The 21,430-nt window shown below is 34.8% G+C and carries 15 protein-coding genes; 2 read left to right on the top strand and 13 right to left on the bottom strand.

Going from position 1 to position 21,430, the window contains the following annotated elements; genetic code table 11:
- Window positions 1-224 precede the first annotated feature (224 nt).
- The 10 genes from RWZ86_RS05390 to RWZ86_RS05435 all read right to left on the bottom strand — a co-directional run bounded on the left by RWZ86_RS05390 (window position 225) and on the right by RWZ86_RS05435 (window position 13,935).
- The gene (locus RWZ86_RS05390) at window positions 225-764 is read right to left on the bottom strand and encodes a DUF402 domain-containing protein (protein ID WP_020991225.1); all 540 of its coding nucleotides are present in this window, start codon (window positions 762-764) and stop codon (window positions 225-227) included.
- Window positions 765-865: 101 nt separating this feature from the next.
- Window positions 866-2,047: an A/G-specific adenine glycosylase gene (mutY, locus tag RWZ86_RS05395; protein ID WP_314680515.1), complete on the bottom strand. Its 1,182-nt coding sequence runs from the start codon at window positions 2,045-2,047 to the stop codon at window positions 866-868.
- Window positions 2,038-2,856 (bottom strand): recombination regulator RecX, encoded by an 819-nt coding sequence (gene recX, locus RWZ86_RS05400; RefSeq protein ID WP_314680516.1) that lies wholly within the window; start codon window positions 2,854-2,856, stop codon window positions 2,038-2,040. The genes mutY and recX overlap by 10 nt, the downstream gene beginning before the upstream one ends.
- A gap of 147 nt (window positions 2,857-3,003) precedes the next feature.
- Window positions 3,004-4,011: a UDP-glucose 4-epimerase GalE gene (gene galE / locus RWZ86_RS05405; RefSeq protein WP_314680517.1), complete on the bottom strand. Its 1,008-nt coding sequence runs from the start codon at window positions 4,009-4,011 to the stop codon at window positions 3,004-3,006.
- A gap of 21 nt (window positions 4,012-4,032) precedes the next feature.
- Window positions 4,033-4,803 carry a type I methionyl aminopeptidase gene (map, locus tag RWZ86_RS05410; RefSeq protein WP_314680518.1) on the bottom strand — a complete coding sequence of 257 codons (771 nt, stop codon included), beginning with the start codon at window positions 4,801-4,803 and terminating at the stop codon, window positions 4,033-4,035.
- 183 nt (window positions 4,804-4,986) lie between these two features.
- Complete coding sequence (locus tag RWZ86_RS05415; RefSeq protein ID WP_314680519.1) at window positions 4,987-6,450, bottom strand: NCS2 family permease; 1,464 nt, start codon at window positions 6,448-6,450, stop codon at window positions 4,987-4,989.
- A 240-nt stretch (window positions 6,451-6,690) separates the two neighbouring features.
- On the bottom strand, window positions 6,691-7,536 hold the full coding sequence (locus RWZ86_RS05420) for a MetQ/NlpA family ABC transporter substrate-binding protein (RefSeq protein WP_314680520.1): 846 nt from the start codon (window positions 7,534-7,536) through the stop codon (window positions 6,691-6,693).
- A 444-nt stretch (window positions 7,537-7,980) separates the two neighbouring features.
- Window positions 7,981-10,638: a cation-translocating P-type ATPase gene (locus RWZ86_RS05425; RefSeq protein WP_314680521.1), complete on the bottom strand. Its 2,658-nt coding sequence runs from the start codon at window positions 10,636-10,638 to the stop codon at window positions 7,981-7,983.
- 233 nt (window positions 10,639-10,871) lie between these two features.
- On the bottom strand, window positions 10,872-12,656 hold the full coding sequence (recQ, locus tag RWZ86_RS05430) for a DNA helicase RecQ (RefSeq protein WP_314680522.1): 1,785 nt from the start codon (window positions 12,654-12,656) through the stop codon (window positions 10,872-10,874).
- Window positions 12,649-13,935, bottom strand: coding sequence for a PLP-dependent aminotransferase family protein (locus RWZ86_RS05435; RefSeq protein WP_314680523.1), 1,287 nt, complete (start codon window positions 13,933-13,935; stop codon window positions 12,649-12,651). The genes recQ and RWZ86_RS05435 overlap by 8 nt, the downstream gene beginning before the upstream one ends.
- A 106-nt stretch (window positions 13,936-14,041) precedes the next feature.
- Between RWZ86_RS05435 and RWZ86_RS05440 the strand changes: the two genes are divergently transcribed.
- On the top strand, window positions 14,042-14,884 hold the full coding sequence (locus RWZ86_RS05440) for a pyridoxamine kinase (protein ID WP_314680524.1): 843 nt from the start codon (window positions 14,042-14,044) through the stop codon (window positions 14,882-14,884).
- Between the two features lie 16 nt (window positions 14,885-14,900).
- The gene (locus tag RWZ86_RS05445; RefSeq protein ID WP_314680525.1) at window positions 14,901-15,440 is read left to right on the top strand and encodes an ECF transporter S component; all 540 of its coding nucleotides are present in this window, start codon (window positions 14,901-14,903) and stop codon (window positions 15,438-15,440) included.
- A gap of 33 nt (window positions 15,441-15,473) precedes the next feature.
- On the opposite strand, the gene RWZ86_RS05450 is transcribed toward RWZ86_RS05445, so the two are convergent.
- The 3 genes from RWZ86_RS05450 to RWZ86_RS05460 all read right to left on the bottom strand — a co-directional run.
- Window positions 15,474-16,544, bottom strand: coding sequence for a competence protein CoiA family protein (locus tag RWZ86_RS05450; RefSeq protein WP_314680526.1), 1,071 nt, complete (start codon window positions 16,542-16,544; stop codon window positions 15,474-15,476).
- A 118-nt stretch (window positions 16,545-16,662) separates the two neighbouring features.
- Window positions 16,663-17,547 (bottom strand): DegV family protein, encoded by an 885-nt coding sequence (locus RWZ86_RS05455; protein ID WP_314680527.1) that lies wholly within the window; start codon window positions 17,545-17,547, stop codon window positions 16,663-16,665.
- Window positions 17,548-17,680: 133 nt separating this feature from the next.
- The coding region (locus RWZ86_RS05460) for a ZmpA/ZmpB/ZmpC family metallo-endopeptidase (protein WP_314680528.1) at window positions 17,681-21,430 on the bottom strand (3,750 nt) is incomplete at its 5' end.

The raw sequence follows: 21,430 nt of genomic DNA on the forward strand, positions 1-21,430 counted from the left end.
ATATATTATCATAGGTGTTTTTCTCTGTCAACAACTTTTTTAAATTATTTTTAAAATTTATTTTTCGTAATCGCTTCAAACGCGAACGTTCGTTAACAGTGTTTATAATTTACCATAGCTGGAAAAACTTTTCAAGTCCTTTTTACAACTTTTTTTATATTTTTAAGAAAAAAGTGTTTTGAAGCATTCGCTTCAAAACACTCTCTTACTCACACTACCTTGAGCTATTGTTTACGATAGGTTAGTTGACAATAACGTTCATACCATAAGTCAACATACTCTGGTGAAAACGGACCTTTTTTATTATTAATCCAATCGACTAGAATCTCAACATTCGCCTTCAAAATTTGATCAATTTCTTTTGAATAATGCATTTGTCGGCGGTGTTGTTCATATTCGTCGACATCTAATAGTCTTTTTTCACCATCCGGGAATATTTTAATATCTAAATCATAATCAATATATTTTAACGCTTCTTTATCTAATACATAGGGAGAAGCGAGATTACAATAGTAGGATATTCCTTTTTGACGAATCATGGTTACTACATTAAACCAGTAATGCTTATGATAATATAACAATGCTGGTTCTCTTGTTAGCCAACGTCTTCCATCCGCTTCAGTTACTAGTGTATGATCATTACAAGCGATAATTGCTTGGTCGCTTGTTTTTAAGACCATACTATCTCTCCACGTACGATGAAGACTGCCATCATGTTTATAACTCTTGACAGTGATGAATTCTCCTTCTCTTGGATTTTGCATCACGAGTCCAACCTTCTATATCGATTTTAGAAAAGCTCCCTTTTCTTTACATTCATTCTCGATTGTAGTATAGCACATTTCATCGCGTGTGTGAATATCTACTACTTATTATTCTTGAGTTGCCCTGATACATATTTCCATAATTTTGTTTGTACTTTAGAAAATGGCATTTTATGAAACTCTTCTGCTTCTACCCATCTTAACTCTCTATCACTTAATTCTTCTATTCTGTAATTTTCTTGAACTTCATATGTTGTTACTTCTATTTCCCATTTTTGATGACTGAAAATATGTTTAACTACACCTTTCAACTTCTTATCTTTTTGAATTTTTACTTGATATATCGATTCAAATTGCGTTTCTAATGGAATATTTTTATTTGGATAATCTTCAACTTCTTCCGCTATTTCATCTAATAAACTCAACTGTTTATCTGTTGGAGTGTAATCTCTTATTAATGGAAAATGCCAAAATCCACTTAATAAATCAGCATAAGTATTTTTCTCTAGTAAATATTGTCCCTTTTCATTTTGAATGACAAATGCTTGCCACTTCATTGGTACAGGCTTTTTCTTAGGAATTTTCACTGGATATAAATGCATTGTTCCATTTAAATAGGCTGCACTAAATTCTTTTACTGGGCTATCTTCTGGATGCGGAGTTACTGGTGACTCAATATCTGATCCTAAGTCCATTAATGCTTGGTTAAAGTCCCCAGGACGTTCTTTTGAAATAATTTTTTCTGCAACTGCTTGAAATACTTTTCTATTAGATGGATTCCCGATATCTAATCCTATTTCAAATAATCGGCTAATGACACGCATTAAATTCCCATCTACTGCTGGTTCTGGCAAATTAAAGGCAATACTAGCAATCGCTCCTGCTGTATACGGTCCAATTCCTTTTAATGTTTGAATTTCTTCCATCGTACTTGGAAATTTACCGCCAAATTCTTCCATAATTTGTATAGCTGCTTTTTGCATATTTCTGACTCTGGAATAATAACCCAAACCTTCCCAAACTTTTAACAACTCTTCTTCTTGTGCATTTGCTAAAGACTCAATTGTAGGAAAAATTTTTAAGAACCGATGATAGTACGGAATAACTGTGTCGACTCTTGTTTGTTGCAGCATGATTTCACTTACCCATATATGATAAGGATTATTCGAACGTCTCCATGGCAAATCTCTTTTCTCTTTGTCATACCATGCTAATAATTTTTCTTGAAATGAAGCAATTTTCTCTTCAGACCACATTTCTATTCCATATTGTTCTAAATCCATTCTTCACTCTCCAATTTTAACTTTTCAATCGCTTCATCAATTGCCGAACTGCTGAAACCTTTTTGGTACAACTTTCCTTTTAATTGATACCATACTTGGGAATCCGTCACTTCATATTTAGAAAGTAAAGTTTTCAAAATTCGCTCTCCTTGTTTCATGACTAACTCTTCTTCATTCTCTTCTTGTTTTTCAAATGTTAATTCTGAAATCACTGATTGTACGATATCTAAATCATATCCTCTTTGCAATAGAAAGCCATACACTTTTTGTTTTACCGTCTTAACAGGTGCGTTCCCTTGTCTATCAACATATTTTTGTGCAATTTCGATTGCTTGATCTAATTGTATCGCTTCATCAAATTCTGCCAACGCTTTTTGAATAATAGAATCATTTACCCCTTTTTTCTTTAATTCAAACGCTACAGCTTTTGGACCTCTTTTCTGTAATGCAAAATTTTCTCGCACATAACTTTCAGCATAAAACTGGTCATTGACGAAACCATGATCCATTAATTGCTGTAAAACCTTATTAATCACTTCATCAGACACTTCAAGCTTCTCGAGCTTTTCATATACTTCTTTTGCTGTCCTAAGCTTAAAATTTAAAAAATGCAACGCTTTTTGATAGGCGTTTTGATACTGTGTTTCCTGTTCAATTTCACGGATTGTACCTTGCGTTAATTCTGTCCCTTTTGTTAATGCAAATTTTAATAAGGTCGCTTCATCGACTCCAAATGCAAATTCGTCATTAATGTATATATTGAAACGATTTTGTTTTTTCTTTTGCACTTCAATTTTTGTTATTTGCATGATATCCCTCCGTTCTTCTTCCTAATCTATTGTATCAAAATTTATTTTATTTCGATATTAAAAAGTAAAAAAGCCTCACCTATTGATGAGACTTTGTACAATAAAATGTAAAAAAACGAATTTTCCGTTTATAAAATATTTTTATTTCTAGTATCCTTGAGGATTATTTTTTTGCCAATTCCAAGAATCACGAACCATGTCGTTTAAGTCTTTTTCAGCAACCCAACCTAGAACTTCTTTTGCTCTTGTAGCATCTGCATAACAAGTGGCAATATCTCCAGCACGGCGTGGGCAAATTTTATATGGAATCTCTACATTATTTTCTTTCATAAATGCATGAACTAAGTCTAATACACTATAACCAATTCCAGTTCCTAAGTTATATACTTTAGCTCCAGGATTTCCGATATTATCTTTCACTGCAAGAACATGTCCTCTTGCTAAATCCACAACGTGAATATAGTCTCGAACCCCTGTTCCATCATGTGTATCATAGTCATCCCCAAATACGCTTAACTGTGGTAATTTACCAACTGCCACTTGTGTAATATAAGGCATTAAGTTGTTGGGAACTCCATTTGGATTTTCACCAATCAAGCCACTTTCGTGAGCTCCAATCGGATTGAAATAACGTAAGTTTGTAACAGACCATTCTTTATCAGCAAAAGCTACGTCATTTAAAATTTGTTCTAACATCACTTTTGTATATCCATAAGGGTTTGTTGCACTTGTTGGCATTCCTTCTTTAAACGGTACCGTATTATTCATTCCATAAACTGTTGCACTTGAACTGAAAACAATATTTTTCACTCCAAAGTTTCTCATGACATCTAATAACACTAATGTACCTGTAATATTATTATGATAATATTCTAACGGTTTGACTACAGATTCTCCTACTGCTTTGAAACCTGCAAACTGAATCACGCAATCAATTTTTTCTTTTGAGAATACTTCTGTTAAAAAGTCATGATCTAAAATAGATCCTTCATAAAATGGAAATTCTTTTCCTGTAATCGTTGTTAATCGTTTCAACACTTCAGGTGAACTATTAGAAAAATCATCTAAAATAACAACTTCATACCCCGCTTTATCTAATTCTACTACTGTATGAGAACCGATATAACCTGCTCCCCCTGCTACTAAAATAGCCATTGCTATTCCTCCTTTAAACTTCTATAACACATCTTCCGTATGATCAGGTTGTAATGTTAAAATACGTGGACCATCTTTTGTAATCGCTAATGTATGTTCAAATTGGCAACTTAATCCACCATCTAATGTGTGAGCTGTCCAACCATTACTTTCCATTTCTGATTTCCATGTTCCAGTATTCACCATTGGTTCAATTGTAATAACCATTCCTTCTTTTAAGCGAAGACCTTTTCCTGGTTCGCCATAGTGAGGAACAGATGGACTTTCATGAATCGTTGGCCCAATTCCATGTCCGATAAATTCACGAACAACTGAGAACCCTTCATTTTCTACATACGTTTGAATCGCATGACCAATATCTCCAATACGATTACCCACTTGTGCTTGTTGGATTCCTAAATAAAGTGCTTTTTTTGTCACTTCATATAAACGATCTAATTCTGGAGTAGATTCTCCAACAATGTAACTCCAACAGGAATCTGATAATGCTCCTTTTAAGTCTACACAGAAATCAACTTTAACTAAGTCTCCTGATTTCAAGGGTTTACGACGAGGGAATCCATGACAGATTTCGTCATTAATACTTGTACAAGTAGCATACTTATATCCTTCATATCCAATTTGAGGAGCTGAGCCACCCACTTCTTCAATTTTCTTTTGAACAAATTGGTCAATTTCCCAAGTTGTTACTCCCGGTTTAATAAAGTCTCGTAATGCAACGTGAATAGACGCTAATAATGAACCAGATTCGTTCATCGCTTCAATTTCACGATTTGATTTTAATGTAATCATATTTCAATTCCTTTCTTTTGAACTCTACAACATTATAGCATAGCTTTTTAGAAAATGTTTGAAATTAAATGAATTCCAAACAATTCTTTTTATTTCCTTAATAATTCCTTTATAAAGCAAAACGAAGTTACTAAAATCGTAACTTCATTTTACCTCTTTGGGAGAAAAGATATAAGGGAAAAGCTATAGAAAGGCTAAAATAATGAAGTTCAAAATGAATAACCCTGTTGCTACCCATAAAATTGGGTGAACTTCTTTAGATTTGCCTGTTAATGTTTTAATGAAGCAGTAGAAGATGAAGCCTGCTGCAATTCCGTATGAAATGCTGTAGCAAAGTGCCATAAAGATTCCTGCAAAGAATGCTGGTACAGCTTCGTCTAAATGATCCCATTGTACATCTGCAAAAGATGATAACATCATCACCCCTACAATAATTAACGCTGGAGCTGTTGCTGCTGCAGGTACGATACCTACAAATGGTGCTAATAATGCTGAAGCTGCTAATAATGCTGCTGTTGTTACAGCTGTTAATCCAGTACGACCTCCTGCTCCGATACCTGCTGCACTTTCTACATAAGTTGTTGTATTACTTGTTCCGAAAACTGCCCCAATTGAAGTTCCAATCGCATCTGCAAATAAAGCTTTATCCATTTTAGAAGAGAAACCTGAACCTTCTTCTAACATTCTTTCATCTTCTGCTGAGAAGATTCCTGTCTTACGACCTGTTCCAATAAATGTTCCTAATGTATCAAATGTATCCGATAAACTAAATGCAAAAATCGTCATTAACACTAATGGTAATTTAGCAGGATTTGAGAATAATTTACCCATTCCTTCAGGACCAAATGCTGCAAATAATGTTACTTGTAAATCTGAAAATGCTGAAGCTAATGAATTTTGAGACCAATTCACTGTTGATAAATCAACGACACCCATTGGAATTGCTAATAAAGTTGTAGCGATAATTCCAATTAAGATTGCTCCACGAACATTTTTAATGACTAAAATAACTGTAATGAATAATCCAATTAATGCTAATAGTGCATCACTTTGAGTAAAGTTCACTAATGAAGGAACTACCCCACCATTAGAAGTAACAGAGAAAATACCGCCTTTAAAAGCTTCTGTAGTCGCTTGAAACGGTTGATTATTAATCGTTGTAATTGTTTTAGCATCTGTTAAGAAACTTAATAAGTTTGCATTTTTCAATCCGATATATGCAACGAATACCCCAATTCCTCCACCAATGGCATGTTGCATACTAACTGGAATTGCTTGGATAATCATTTTACGAATTTTTGTTACTGTAATGAAAATATTTAATAAACCACAAATAAATACCATTGCTAATGCTTCTTGCCAAGAAAATCCTAATCCAAATACTACTGTAAATGTAAAGAACGCATTTAACCCCATCCCTGGTGCTAATGCATAAGGTACATTTGCAAATAGACCCATTACTAATGTACTTACGACAGAAGCAATAATAGTAGATAGGAATACTGCCTGGAATGGCATACCTGTTTGACTAAGAATACTAGGGTTTACAAAGATGATATAAGACATTGCAAAAAATGTTGTAAGCCCCGCTAAAAGTTCCGTCCCAAAAGTTGTTTTATTTTCTTTTAATTGAAAGAAATTTTCCATGAAGTTTCTAGCTCCTTTAAGTGTTTTATTAAGAACGAGGTTAGTATACTTCATCATTGGTTGAAAAGCAATACAAAATACGTATATTTTTATTGCTTTAACAAATTAATGTACGTATTCTTATTTCCGTTTTGCTTTTCAAGATAAAAACTAGCCTTAAAAAACAAAATAAAACGAACAACTGACACCTTTAATGGTGAAAGTTGTTCGTTTGGAGAGAGATGACTATTTTATATCAGACTATTTTTCTGCATTCCACACTGGGAAGTATTGTCCTGGTCCAATTTCATTCATTTTCTTCGCTACATCATCTGCTTGGAATAACTCAACAATTTTTTTGTATGTTGGATTATCAGCATCTTTAGCATTAGCAGCAATGATATTGAAACGATCTTTTGGAATTGTATCTAAGTGATCAGCATCTGTGAAGATATAGTCTTCAACTTTTAATCCTGCATCTTGAGCCATTGAACCATTGATTGAAGCTGCATCTACATCTTGTAATAAACGAGGTGCTTGAGCTGATTCTGCTTCAATAATTTCTAAGTTACGTAGATTGCTTGTAATATCAGCTAGAGAGGCTTTTGTTCCTACCCCTTCTTTTAAGGTAATTAATCCTTCTGTTTCTAATGCTACTAATGCACGACCTTGAATCGCAACTTCTTTTGGTACTAATACTTTTGCATTTTCAGGTAAATCTTTTAATGATTTATATTTTGTTGAGAAATAATATAATGGCACGATAAATGTTGTTCCGATTTCTTTAATATCTGAACCTTTATCTTTGTTCCATTGTGCTAAATATGCACGATGTTGGAAGGCGTTTAATTGAACTGACCCTTCTTCTAATGCTGTATTTGGCAATACGTAGTCATTCATTTCTACAACTTCTAAATCAATATTTTCTTTTTTCGCTTTTTCAGCAACGAAGTCCCAGATTTCATGAGCAGCGCTACCTACAACGGCTACTTTTACATGTTCAGCTGGTTTAGTTTCTTTTGCTGTTTCTTGTTTACTTGTTTGATTTCCGCAAGCTGCTAATGTTACTGCAGCAACTGCTGTTAAAAATAAATTTCTTAATTTCATTAAATTTCCTCACTTTAATATTTCTAAATGTCACGTGATACAAGTGGTACTATACCGAATTATCACAGTCGGGTCAACGAAATTTGACCGATTTCAGCATTGTTTATTTTTACTAGTCGTTAAAGTTAGAAACTATATTTCTATCATACCAACATTTATAAGCTATAAAAGTGATAATTTTTGCAAACAAAAAAAGACTTTCCATAGTTACTGACGTCCTAGCAACTATAGACAAGTCTATTACCAAAAAACATCTCAAACGTAAAATCCTCTTATGGCACAAACAAAATAGACTTTTCTCCATAGCTGTAGTGACAGAACCGGCAAAAGCCGATTCTGTCACAGGAAATTTTGAGACTACAGGCTCAAAATTTAGCAATGAGACTCGCTTTCGCGAGGCTGCTTGCGTCCTAGCTATTGTAAGAAAAGTCTATAAAAAATTATTTAGTCTTGGTCCAAGCCCATTGCTCTCATAATTGCTTTTGCAATTTCAACGAATGGAACAATTGAGAATGCAGCTGCTAACACAACTAACCATTGTTCTAAATTCAACACTGTCACACTGAACACAGTTGTTAAACCAGGAACTACTAGTACTGATAATAACATTAAAGCAGACACAACAATCGCAATGTTGAACATTTTATTTTTAAATACTCCAACAGTTGCTAAAGATTTATAAACAGATTTCACGTTAAATGCATGGAATAACTGAATTAAACCAAGAGTCGCAAATGCCATTGTTTCACCAGTTGGAACTCCCCAACCAGCAGCATGAGTCGCATACCAATATACGAATAAAGTAACTCCACCCTCGAAGAAACCTTGATAGTAAATACTTGGTAATACCCCATTAGATAAGAAGTTAGAACTCTTACCACGAGGTGGATGTTTCATAATATCCGCTTCTGCATCTTCCATTCCCAATGTAATCGCTGGGAATACGTCTGTTACTAAGTTAATCCATAAAATGTGAATTGGTTCAAGAATCGACCAACCAGCCATTGTAGCAATAAATAAAGTCATAACTTCCCCGAAGTTTGCAGATAATAAATATTGAACTGCTTTTTGGATATTTGAGAATACTTTACGACCTTCTTCAACCGCTACAACAATTGTTTCAAAGTTATCGTCTGCAAGAACCATATCACTAGCACCTTTAGATACTTCTGTACCTGTAATACCCATACCGACACCGATATCGGCTTGTTTTAGAGATGGAGCATCGTTTACACCATCACCAGTCATTGAAACAACTTTTCCATCTGCTTGCCATGCTTTTACAATACGAACTTTATGTTCTGGAGATACACGAGCATATACTGAGTAATCTTCAATCGTACGTGCTAATTCTTCATCAGAAATTTCATTTAATTCTGCACCTGTTAGGACACCATCTTCTTGATCAGGACGTAAAATTCCTAAACGTTTTGCAATCGCTTGGGCTGTATCACGGTGGTCACCTGTAATCATCACTGTACGAATGCCTGCTTCTTTAGCAACTTGAATCGCTATAGCTGCTTCTTTTCTCTCAGGGTCAATCATTCCGACTAATCCTGCAAATACAAAGTCAAACTCAACAGATTCTGGATCCATTGTTTCTGGAACTTGGTCAATGTATTTATAAGCAATTGCTAATACACGTAAAGCTTGAGTCGCCATTTCTTTATTTAAGCGAGCTAATGTATCACGGTCTTCTTGAGTAATTGGACGAACTTGTCCGTTTTCTTCAATATGAGTTACTTTTTCAAGTAACATATCTGGAGCACCTTTTGTTGCTACTAAATAGTTTCCAGCTTCTAATTGATGAATCGTTGACATTAATTTACGAGTTGAATCAAATGGTACTTCTGCTACACGTGGATTTTTTTCTAAATCAACACGTACATCATAGCCTTTATCTAATCCAAATTGAACCATTGCAGTTTCAGTTGGATCACCAATTAATTTTTCTTCTGTAATTTTAGTGTCATTTGCTAAATTCATAATACGAAGTGCTGAAATTGATTCGTTCATTTCTTCGTGAGTATCATGAATTTCATTATTGAATACCATTTTTTCAACAGTCATTTGGTTTAATGTTAACGTACCTGTTTTATCTGAACAGATAACTTCAACACCACCTAATGTTTCAACAGCAGGCAATTTACGAACTAATGCATGACGGCTTGCCATTTTTTGAGTTCCTAATGCTAAGATAATCGTTGAAATAGCTGGTAATCCTTCTGGAATCGCTGCAACTGCAATCGCAATCGCTGTTAATAACATATGAGTCCATTCGTATCCACGGAGTAAACCAATTCCGAAAATAATAACGGCAATGACTAAAATCATAATCGTTAACCATTTACCTAAAGCATCTTGGTTTTCTTGTAATGGAGTTTTACTTTCTTCCGTGTTCGCTAACATATGGGCAATTTTACCAACTTCAGTATCCATACCTGTTGCTGTAACAACCCCTAATGCACGTCCATAAGTTACATTTGTACTAGCAAATGCCATATTTGAACGGTCACCAATACCAACATCTTCCCCTTCAGGAATGACTAAATCTTTTTCTACTGGTACAGATTCCCCTGTTAACGCAGCTTCTTCAATTTTAATCGTGTTTACTTCTAATAATCGCATATCGGCAGGAACAACATCCCCTGCTTCTAAAATCACGATATCTCCAACTACAATGTCTTCCCCTTTTACATGAACAGGTTCACCATCACGTAAAACTGTCGCAACTGGAGAAGCCATTTTTTGTAATGCTTCAATTGCTTCTTCTGCTTTTGATTCTTGGATTACCCCTACAATTGCATTTAAGATAACAACGGCTAAAATTACAATTGCATCCGTTGGATCTGGAGCTCCTTCATGGGCAAAAAATGAAATAACTGCTGCTGCAAGTAAAACAATAATCATGAAGTCTTTAAACTGATTAATGAATTTTTGCAGTAAAGTAGTCTTCTCACCTGCTTGTAAAGCATTCGGACCGTATTTTTCTAAACGTTCTTTTGCTTGAGCAGAAGTTAACCCTTCTTTAGTAGATTGTACACTTGAAAGAACTTGTTCTTCCGTTTGTGTGTATGCGGCTTGTTTTGTCAAAGTCGACACTCCTTTATATTTTTTATCCCCATAAAAAAAGACTTATACTACTTCAAGGACTTGAAAATAGCATAAGTCTCACTAATTAAGATAATACCAGCGAAACAGGTTCACTTGTTGTTGATATTACCACAACTTTCGTTGCAAGTTACTCCCTTATGGAGATGTTGAATTTATAAGAAATACTATACCAAAGGCACACTAAAAATGCAAATGATTTAAGAAATTTTAGCAAGCAATCTTTATTGTTTATACTCACGAATGACCTGCATAAAGGCTTCCCCATAAGTCTCTAGTTTTTTCTCCCCAACTCCACTAATTTGTAAGAATTCTCGATCCGTCGTTGGTAAATGACGGCAAAATTCTTTCAGCGTTTTATCTGAGAACACTAAGAATGGTGGAACATTTTGAGCAAATGCTAAATCCATACGAATTGAACGTAATCGGTCATACAAGATTTCATCAAATGGTGCATTATCTTGTACTTTATGTTGCTGAATCGCATCTGGTTTTTGCAGAATTTGAGCAACAATTGGTTTCACTTCGATTTTCTCACGATTTTTCAATGCTTTCTTTCCTAAATCACTCACTTGTAAAATCGGATATTGTAATCCTTCCACTTCAATATAACGATCCGCAATTAAGGACGACATAAATTCTTTTAACGCTTTATCCGAATAATCTTTCATAATGCCATACGTGGATAATTGATCTAAACGAAGTGCTTTCATCTCCGCACGTTTACTTCCTCGTAACACTTCTGACACTTTACTCATTCCGTATTGTTCTTTCATTCGAATAATACACGATAAAATCATTTGCGCTTGTGGTGTCACATCTGTTAACGTCACTTTATTTAAGCAATTCGTGCAATGCACACAATCTTCTGGAACATCTTTTTGTCCAAAATAATCTAGCATAAATCCTCTTAAACAACGCACTGTTCGACAATAATCAATCATTTCATTGAGTTTTGCCATACCGACTTTATCTTGATTTTGTTTCACTAAAAACTTATTAATAATAATGTCTTTTGCCCCATATAATAAAATACATTCCGCAGGCTCTCCATCTCGACCGGCACGTCCTGCTTCTTGATAATAACTTTCGATGTCTTTAGGCATATTATAGTGAATCACTTTTCTCACATTGGACTTATCAATTCCCATTCCAAATGCATTCGTCGCTACAATGACATCAATTCTGTCGAAAATAAAATCTTCTTGTACTTTGCTTCTAGCTTCAGGGCTTAATCCTGCATGATACCAATCCGCAGCAATCCCCTTCTTTTGTAACTTCTCACAGACTTTTTCGACTTCTTTACGTGTATTACAGAAAACAATCGTCGGTTCCTTTTCCTTAATTAACTCTAGTAGACGGCTCATTTTATCTCTTGGCTCTTCCATTCCAAAATATAAATTTGCACGGTCAAAACTCGTCACCACTTCAAAAGGATGTTGTAATTTTAATTGTTGCTTAATGTCTTGACGAACTCTTGGAGTAGCAGTTGCGGTAAAAGCTGCCACAATCGGACGAGCAGGAAGTTGCGCAACGAATGTGTCGATATTTTGATAACTAGGTCTAAAATCTTGCCCCCATTGTGAAATACAGTGTGCTTCGTCAACTGCAACCATGCTAATCTGAATTCCTTGCATCATCTCTAGAAATCCTTCTTGTTCAAACCGCTCTGGAGCAACATATAATAACTTCACTTCGTCTCTTTGTAATTGTTCAATTGCTTGATAATATTCGATTGAAGTCATGGCACTATTGAGTAGAATTGCTTGGATTCCCATTTCTTTTAACGAAGTCACTTGATCATACATTAAGGAAATTAAGGGCGACACCACAATTGTAATGCCTTCTAACATTAACGCTGGAACTTGGAAACAAATCGATTTTCCTGCAGAAGTGGGCATAATTGCTAGAACATCTCTTTTGGATAAAATTGTTTCAATAATTTCTCCTTGTGCAGGTCTGAAACTATCGTACCCATAATAATGTTTTAAAATCTCTTCCTTATTCATCTACTTCCCCCCTCTCTTCTAGTAAGTGTATTAAATCTTGCATTTCTTCCATTGATAAAGCATAGACATCTAATGAAAAAATTTGCGGTGTTTTTTCTTCAATATAGGCATCTTCTAATGTGTCGATTGTTATTTCAGCATTTAGCTGCTCTTTTAGAAGTGATAATTGACGATTTTCTAATAACAATTGTGTCCCATGTAAATGTATGTTTTCTAACGCTGACTGTTCTAATAACTGTCTAAATTGTTGGGACTTTTCGTGATAGTGCGCCACCATTTTTTGTCGATGTTTTTCGAATAATCCATTTTGAATAAATAATGCTAATGTTTTTTGCATGAGTAAATTCGAATCAAAATCTAATAATTGCTTCCTCTTTTCAAATTCCTTTATTAAAGCATTTGGCAGTACGACGATTCCCATTTTAAAAGCAGAAAATAAAATCGACGAAAATGATTTTACATAGATGACTCTCTCATTCGTATCAAAATAATGCAAAGGCGTTGCAGTTCCTCGTTCGTAATCCGCCATATAATCGTCTTCAATAATATAGACTTGGTATTTTTCTGCTAGTTCTACTATTTTCTTTTTAACACTATCTGGATAACTCATCCCAAGAGGATTATGAAATCTAGAAATCGTATAAAAATAACGAATCGTACCACTTTGAAAAATTTGTTCTAACTTTTCTAATGAAATGGTGTCTTGTGTCTGTTCTCGTTCAATCATATGATACGGAATTTCTAATTCCTTCACTAATTGATTCATACGACTATACGTCGGCTGTTCTAATAAAAGTCCACCTGTACCAATGAGTTGAAGTAAAATATATAACGCTTGTTGTGTCCCCGTTGTAATGGATAATTGTCCTTCCTTTGCATACACTCCATAACTTTCTAATAATGGCACCATTGCTTCGATTAATTCACGGTCTCCTCGGATGGATTCTTTCTGATTAGTAGCTCCTTCATAACTTGCCATAACTGACTCATTCAAACATTTTCTAAAATCTTCAATCGGAAATTGCATTGGATTCGGCAAGCCTATTTTTGTCGTATTTCGAACGGGTACTCGATTTTTCAACACATAATACCCACTCTTTTCAACTGGATAAATTAAACTTTCTTCCTTTAAGAGATGTAACGCTTTTAAAATCGTATCTTTATTACATTCATACTGTTGAATCATTTCACGAATCGAAGGAAGTCGATCTCCCTTTTTATAAGTACCTTCTTCGATTTGCTGACGAATTTGCAGACTTACTTCTTGATATTTAAACATGACACACCTCTCTATCTGTACCGGTACAATTCTATTCGAAAAATATTGTACCTTATCCCATCCTGAATTACAATGAGTTCAACTTCTAAAAATAGGAGGTGCTTTCGTGGTACAAAAACGGATTATATTGGCCAATGATTTATCCGGAATCGGAAAAGTAGCGCTGACTCCTGCCATTCCTATTATGGCTTGTTGCCAGATTGAAACGATACTTTTACCAACCATTTTACTATCCTCTCATACAGGAGGATTTGGGCAAATTGCTATCCAAGAACTACTAGACTTTACAAAACAAAGTTTAGAACAATGGAAAGCATTAAGCTTAAAAACAGATGCTCTATTTATTGGATATTGCAGACAAATCGAGCAATTAAAACTCTTATTAGACTATCATACCACTCAAAATCCAGATGCTCTCCTCATCGTCGACCCAATTATGGGCGATCACGGGAAGTTATATAGCGGCTTTACAGAAGAATATGTCCAACAAATGAGAACCGTATGTTCCAAAGCAGATGTCATTCTTCCCAATCTTACGGAAGCTGCATTATTAACTAAAACAGAGTATTTAGAAGGAGTGCAACCAGTAGAAGCTTACCAGGAACTCGCTAAGAAGTTAGCAGGTTTAGGAGCTAAAAAAGTTATCTTGACGGGTATTCAAACTGAAGTTGGTTCCATCGGATTATTGAGCTACGATGCTGCAACAGAACAATTTGCGACAGCTTTTACGCCGCATTATCCGCATCATTTTTTTGGAACTGGAGATATTGTCTCAGCAATTCTAAGTGCTTGTATTTTACAAGGATATTCTTTAGAAAAAGCATTATCCATTGCTACAACTTTTCTTGACGCTACTCTTCAAAAAACGATTACTCAAGAAAAAGATTTACAATACGGAGTTGCTTTCGAGCCACAATTGCATCTTCTCACACAATTATTTCATTCATAGAAAGTAGGAATTATACATGAAACATTATTCATTACGTGAATTAACACAAATCGCATTATTTGCGGCTTTAATTTTCTTAGGAGTTCAATTATTTAGAATTCCTTTAGGACACCAATTCGTCCACTTTGGAAATGCCCTAGTCGTTGTTGGATGCTTAGTATTCGGTAGTAAAAAAGGGGCGATTGCTGCTACTTTAGGATTAGGAATTTTCGATATTTTAAACGGTTATGCCGCTGAAGTTTGGATTACGATTTTAGAATCTCTTATCGTATGCTGGGGAATTCACCTTGTTTATGAAAAAACACTTCACCAAAACGACAAAGCTGTAAACATTATCGGAATTGGTATTTTAGCTGCTGTCATTAAAATCATTTTAAACTTAGTCAAATACACTTTCTTACGTGGAATGATTATGGGTGGACTAGCATTTACTCCTGCATTCATTGCAGCTTTCACTAAAATTTTAGGAACATTTGGTTCAGCTGCTTTCACAGTTATTACTGTTCCAATTTTATATCCAATTTTCAAAAAAATTCATCAACAATTTAAAGCTTAATTGACTACTAGCAAGAGACCTCTCCTTCTCTTGCTAGTTTTTTATTTTCTTCCACCTTCCGTCTGGTAATCGAGCCAGACAATGTGTTTCTTGCATCATTTTTCTCAAAAAAGCTTCTATCTCACACTTACAAACTTTCTTTTGCTCATAACATAAAGAAAAACGAATTTTCTTTATGCTGGCTAATTTTTGCATATACTCATAACATTGCTGAATAGAAAAAATCTGATTCATTTTTAGCCTATCAATCTCCATTAATAAATACCCCTGCCAAATGATATTAGATGTTTTCATACTCCATGAATATTTCGGGTAATGACTGCAAATCTCTAGTTGATTAAACGTCCACCTATGATGATAGAGCGCTTCTAGAAATTGTCGATTTTCTTTTTGCAGACTTAAAACAAATGCTTGCCACTCTTCTTTTGTCCATGCCTGCTCTTTACTTTTTGTTGGAGAAATTTGTACATTTTCCGACTCTTCAAAAATCTGAAACATTTTCTTCCAATCGAGTTTATTTAAGTCACACCGACTCTCCTGAAATAGATACTTCCTTTTATGAAGGTACAAGGTTAAATGATGATGAATGATCCATTGCTTATCCGTATAGAAGCACACATAATTTCCTAATTTGGGATGATGTCGAACACAATACAAAGTCATCTCACATAAGTTTTTTTGTAAAAATTTCTTCCCCAGAATCCACGATACACCTCTCCCCAAACTTTCTAATGCCTTTGTTCGAGTTATCATTTCTTTTATTGGAATGACACTACATTGATATTCCAACACCCATTCTTTTTCACCTAATTCAATAGTAAGATCCGGAATTTGTCCAATTAACGCTTCATATCGTTCTAATTCTGCTTGATATCCTTGTTGTACGAGGCTTTCTTGTAATTCTTCTTTTCCTTTTTGATGAGCCTCTGTTTCTCCATCATGCCTTGCTTGTGTTACATGCCTAAAAAAATACTCCCCATTTTTCTTTTGACAAATCTGAACAGGCTCCCCACAAGTCGGACAAGCATAATATTCTGATTTATCCAATTCAATTCCTTTATATACATAGACTAATTCTCCATTTGAATCTCGAGCAATCTTCATTCAAACCACCTCAACTATATATACGAAAAAAATGTCGGAAAATATTTTTTATTTGGAAATTTTTTACAAACAAAAAAGATGAAAATAGAATTCATCATTCTATTTCCATCCTATGAGTTTAAGCTTCAATATTTTCTAAATTTTTCTCAATAACAATATCCCATGAACATCCTAGAGCGCCTTGCCCTAAATGTGTTCCAATAACTGGACCAAAATATGCTAGAGACGTTCTTAATTTTGGATATTTCTCTTGAATTTGAGCACGCCATGCTTCTCCTGCTTCTGGAGCATTCGCATGAATAATGACTAATTCGTATCCATCTCCATCTGTTGTTTGAGTAGCTTCTTCAAATAATTGCTCAATTCGCTTCATCGCTTTTTGTTGTGTACGAATTTTTTCCAACGCCACAATTTTCTTATCTTCAAATGTTAAAATTGGTTTAATTTTCAACATAGAACCCACTAATGCAGCACCTGCTGATAAACGTCCACCTCTTTGAAGATTGTTCAAATCATCTACGATGAAGTAAGCTGTTGTACGATCTACTAATTGTTGAACACAAGCTACAATTTCTTTAGCTGTATATTGTTCATCTTTTGCCATCATTGCAGCAAGACGAACTGCACGAGCTTGAGGTGCACAGCTAATTCCTGAATCGATTGGATAAATCAACACTTCATCTTGTAATTCTTCTGCAACTGTCACAACTGTTTGATAAGTTCCGCTAATCCCACTGGATAAAAGAATTGGAATAATAGCATCATAATGATGGGATAATTCACGGAATAATTCAATTGTTTCACCAACTGCTGGTTGTGAACTCGTTGGGAATACCTCTGAATTTTTTACTTTTTCATAGAAATCGGCAGTTGTCAAATCTTGTTCTTCACGATAACTTTCTTGTCCAAAAATAACTGATAGTGGCAATACATGAATATTCCACTCACGGCGTTCTTCTGGTGTCAAATACGCAGTACTATCCGTTACGATCGCAATTTTCATTTACTCGACTCCTTTTCTTAAATTTAGCAATCACGTTGCTTTCTGTAGTATACCAAAAATCCAATTTTGGGGCAAACAATGGAAATTGGAAGTGTAAAAAACAAAAAGACCCCGAAGGGTCTTTTCGTTGATTCTAAGGATTGAATAATTGTCCTGAGAATCCATCTGTATTCTTAAGAAGTGCTTTAAAGACTTTTGATTTAAGTTCTACAGTTTTGGTTGTTCCACTACCTGCTAAGTCAGCCTCAACCGCCTTATCAAATAAGGCTTTTAGCTCAGCATAGTTAGTAATTTGTTTACCATCAATCTCAATGGCAGTAAATCCTTTTTCACCTTTTGCTTTCACTTCTTTAAAGTACTCTTTCTTCCAATCTTCAAGATTAGTGAATCTTCCGTTAGAAACTTTCTTGATAATGAAGTCATCACCTAATAGCTTATTATTTTCTTTATCAGCTGCACCTTGATATTTGCTAGAAGCATATCCAACAAATCCATTCTCATATCCGAAGTAACCCCACATACGGAATGTATTGTGTTTGAAGGATGCTGCACCAGGTGCACCTTGACTCGTATTTCCACCATAGATACCTGTCATCATATTCATATTGACATAAGCAGACCCAAAGTCAGATGGATTATAAGTACCATCTCCAGGCGCTCCATGTTTTGTCATCAGGTTATTATTCACTAAATCATCAATAGTGCTGATGGCTACTTTTTTCTCATCCTCTGTCAACTCACGAATTTTATCGAACTGATGACCTGAATTTCCACTACGGTATTGTCGATCCATTTTCTTGAACCAGCGACTTGTATTTCCTTTTAACTGCGGTAATACAGCATCAGCCTCAAGATGGTCTAACATCATAAGGGCATCATTATAGTTCTTCATGTAGTGATCGATTTGTTCACGAGTTTGTAATTTATCAGGATCTGGGTTATACCATTGATCTCCGTCATTTGGACGATGATAAGCCATGTTAATCCCTAATGCTCCATATTCACCATTATATGTTGATTTATCAGGTGTTTGTAACATACCTTGCGCATATGCTTCAAGATCTGTACCTTGACGATGTCTATGACCACCAAGATATGCCATACGGTCATTTACGTGAGTTGTTTCATGTGTAAATGCTGAAATACCAAAGTCCTCTAACATATTTGTTACCATGAAGAAAACTTGTTCATCTTCATATGGATTTGCATATACTTTAGCCATAGCTCCCATATTCCAATTAATTTGATGCCATCTGTCTGTTGGACCAAACAACTCACGAATTGGTGTTGCTACTTTACCATCTGAACCATATCCACGACGATTAGCATCTTTAATACCCGCATAAGCTTGATTATCCCATACAGGTGTAGGAACCATATTTTGACTCTTAAGCAATCTATCACGAACATTTGGAAGTGCAAGACGTGACCAGAAGTCTAAGTATGTTTGTTGAGCTTTAGCCACATAATTGATACGTTCCTTGAATGCTTCACGTTCAGCTTCTGTATTTTTACCATATTTTTCAAATGAACTATAAGCCATAGTATTATAAGTTGAAATCATAAAGATATGTGCTTTTTTCAAGTTCAATAATGGTAAAATCATACGGGCATGCATATTATTATTCAGACCATCAAAGACACGATGACGTTTATTTTTGAAATCTGGATTTGTTGTTTCTGGTTCTACAACATACACATTTTTCGCTGAATGGATAAACCAGTCATTAAGATCTGTATCATTTGTGAAGAGACGCATATTATAATCTAAGAAATTACGTAAATCACCTTTACCAGTATCTCCTGCAATAATTTCACGATATGCATCTTGAGTTCTATCACCCTTCAAGTTCTTTTCTTGCGAACCAATTCGAATTAATCTGTCAATAACACTTGGTGTCTTGCCATAGAAATCTGGTTTAAACATCATTATATTCTTAATGTTTAAGTCACCATATTCAATACCATAATAACGGTTAAGGTAAGTAAGTGCCATCATGATTTTAGCTTTATTATCTTCTACTTTCTTAAGCAGTGCTTTGATAGCTGCCTCGTCACCATTTAACTGATGATCTTCATTTTCAACAAGAGCTTTTACTAATTTATCAAGATTTCCTTTTACTTCTGCAAAACTTTCTTCTAAGTATAATGCTCCAACATTACCTGTTATAGCACGAACTTCAGGAGATTCAAGAGTAATCGTATCTAATTTCGCTTTAACATCACTTAATAATTGAGCACGGTCTTTAACCACCATATTTGGTGTGTAAACAACATCTCCTAAATCTGTAATACCGTACTCTTTTACTTGTTCCACATTTGACGTAGCTTTAGGTGATACAGCTTTTTCTTCTTTCGTACCATCAGCATAATGAATCATAATCTTATCAACATCTGATAAATCAGTTACAAATTGATCATCTTTCATACCTGTTACAGATAATACTTCAGTCGTTAATAATTTAGATCCTTCAGGAATTTTGTTCCCTTGATTGATAATCCACTCTTTATTGTAGAATGGTTGAAGTTTTTCAATATTACGGTATGCTAGTTCACGATCAGCTTTATAATCTTGAATCTCTTTATACGTATCAGATTTTGATTTTGCTAGGTTCAGTTTATCTTCCACAAGTGGAGCAATTTCGAATTTATCAGCTGTGATTCCGAATGACTCTATTTTCTTATTGGCTTCTTCTAAGCTGATTTCTTTGATTCGATTACTACGAGAACCATTAAATGAGTGAGAACCTTCACTCACATCTTTAACAACGTAGTTTCTTTCAATCCAGTTTCTTGTATAATAGCCATCTTCTACTTCTAAATCTCTTGAACCATAGAATTCCTCACCATTTTTAACTTTCATCATTGAGACTGTATCAGCAACACGTCCCCATGTCCAGTTCTTACTAATGAAACCACCTACATCAACTGGTGTCTTCACATTAATAGTCCCTTTGGTAACAGCATTACGAACAGAGGCGTACTTATCGATTCCATTAGGATCAGAACCATTATCTGTTCTTGCTACAAGTCCACCAATACGTGCTCTATCTGCAACAATATCAGCATCCACATAAGCATGTTTAATATTTCCTCGCCAAAGTTCTCCAGCTATACCACCAATATCCCAGCCTTTATTACCAACACCTGTTAATTTACCAACAAAGGCAACATTTTTGAGAAGACCTCCAACATCACCTTTATTTACAATACCAGCAATACCATCTTTACCTAAAATACTACCAGTTACCTTAACATTTTCAACAGTTGTATTTTTAATTACTCTAGATAGTGCAGAAATATTCTCAATCCAAGGCATATTAATATTAACATTACCTAAATTAATATTTTTAACTGTACCTCCTTCAACATTATCGAATAACTGACGAGCCATATTATGAATAGTATATTGTTTTCCATCAACACTTGTTAACGTTCCGCTAAATTTACCAGGTACATATTGTTTACTTGGAGTTGGAACATTAGCAGCATTAAGATCTGCACCAAGTTTAAAAGTGCCACTTGGGTTAGCCTTCATAGCTGTTACTAAGTCGTTAAAACTATAATATACATCACCTTCGTGTGCCTTTTGTTTTTCAAAGTAATGAACATATTCTTCACTGAAAGTATCATCATCTCTACGTTGAATTAAATCTGGAGCTTTTGCTACAACTTTGTACAATGTTTTTCCATCAACTACCACTTCTTCAACAGAACTTACCGCAAGTCTTGTCACTTTGTTATCGTGAGTTGTCACACGTAAATATAATGGAGAAACATCTGTCGGTTTATCAGATAACAAGCTCTTATCTGTTTCGTTCCCAGCTTCATCTACACTCATTAAGCTTGTTTCTTTAATATTTTTGATTTCAACTTTTTTAAG

The organism is uncultured Granulicatella sp. (assembly GCF_963545075.1).
Taxonomy (GTDB): domain Bacteria; phylum Bacillota; class Bacilli; order Lactobacillales; family Aerococcaceae; genus Granulicatella.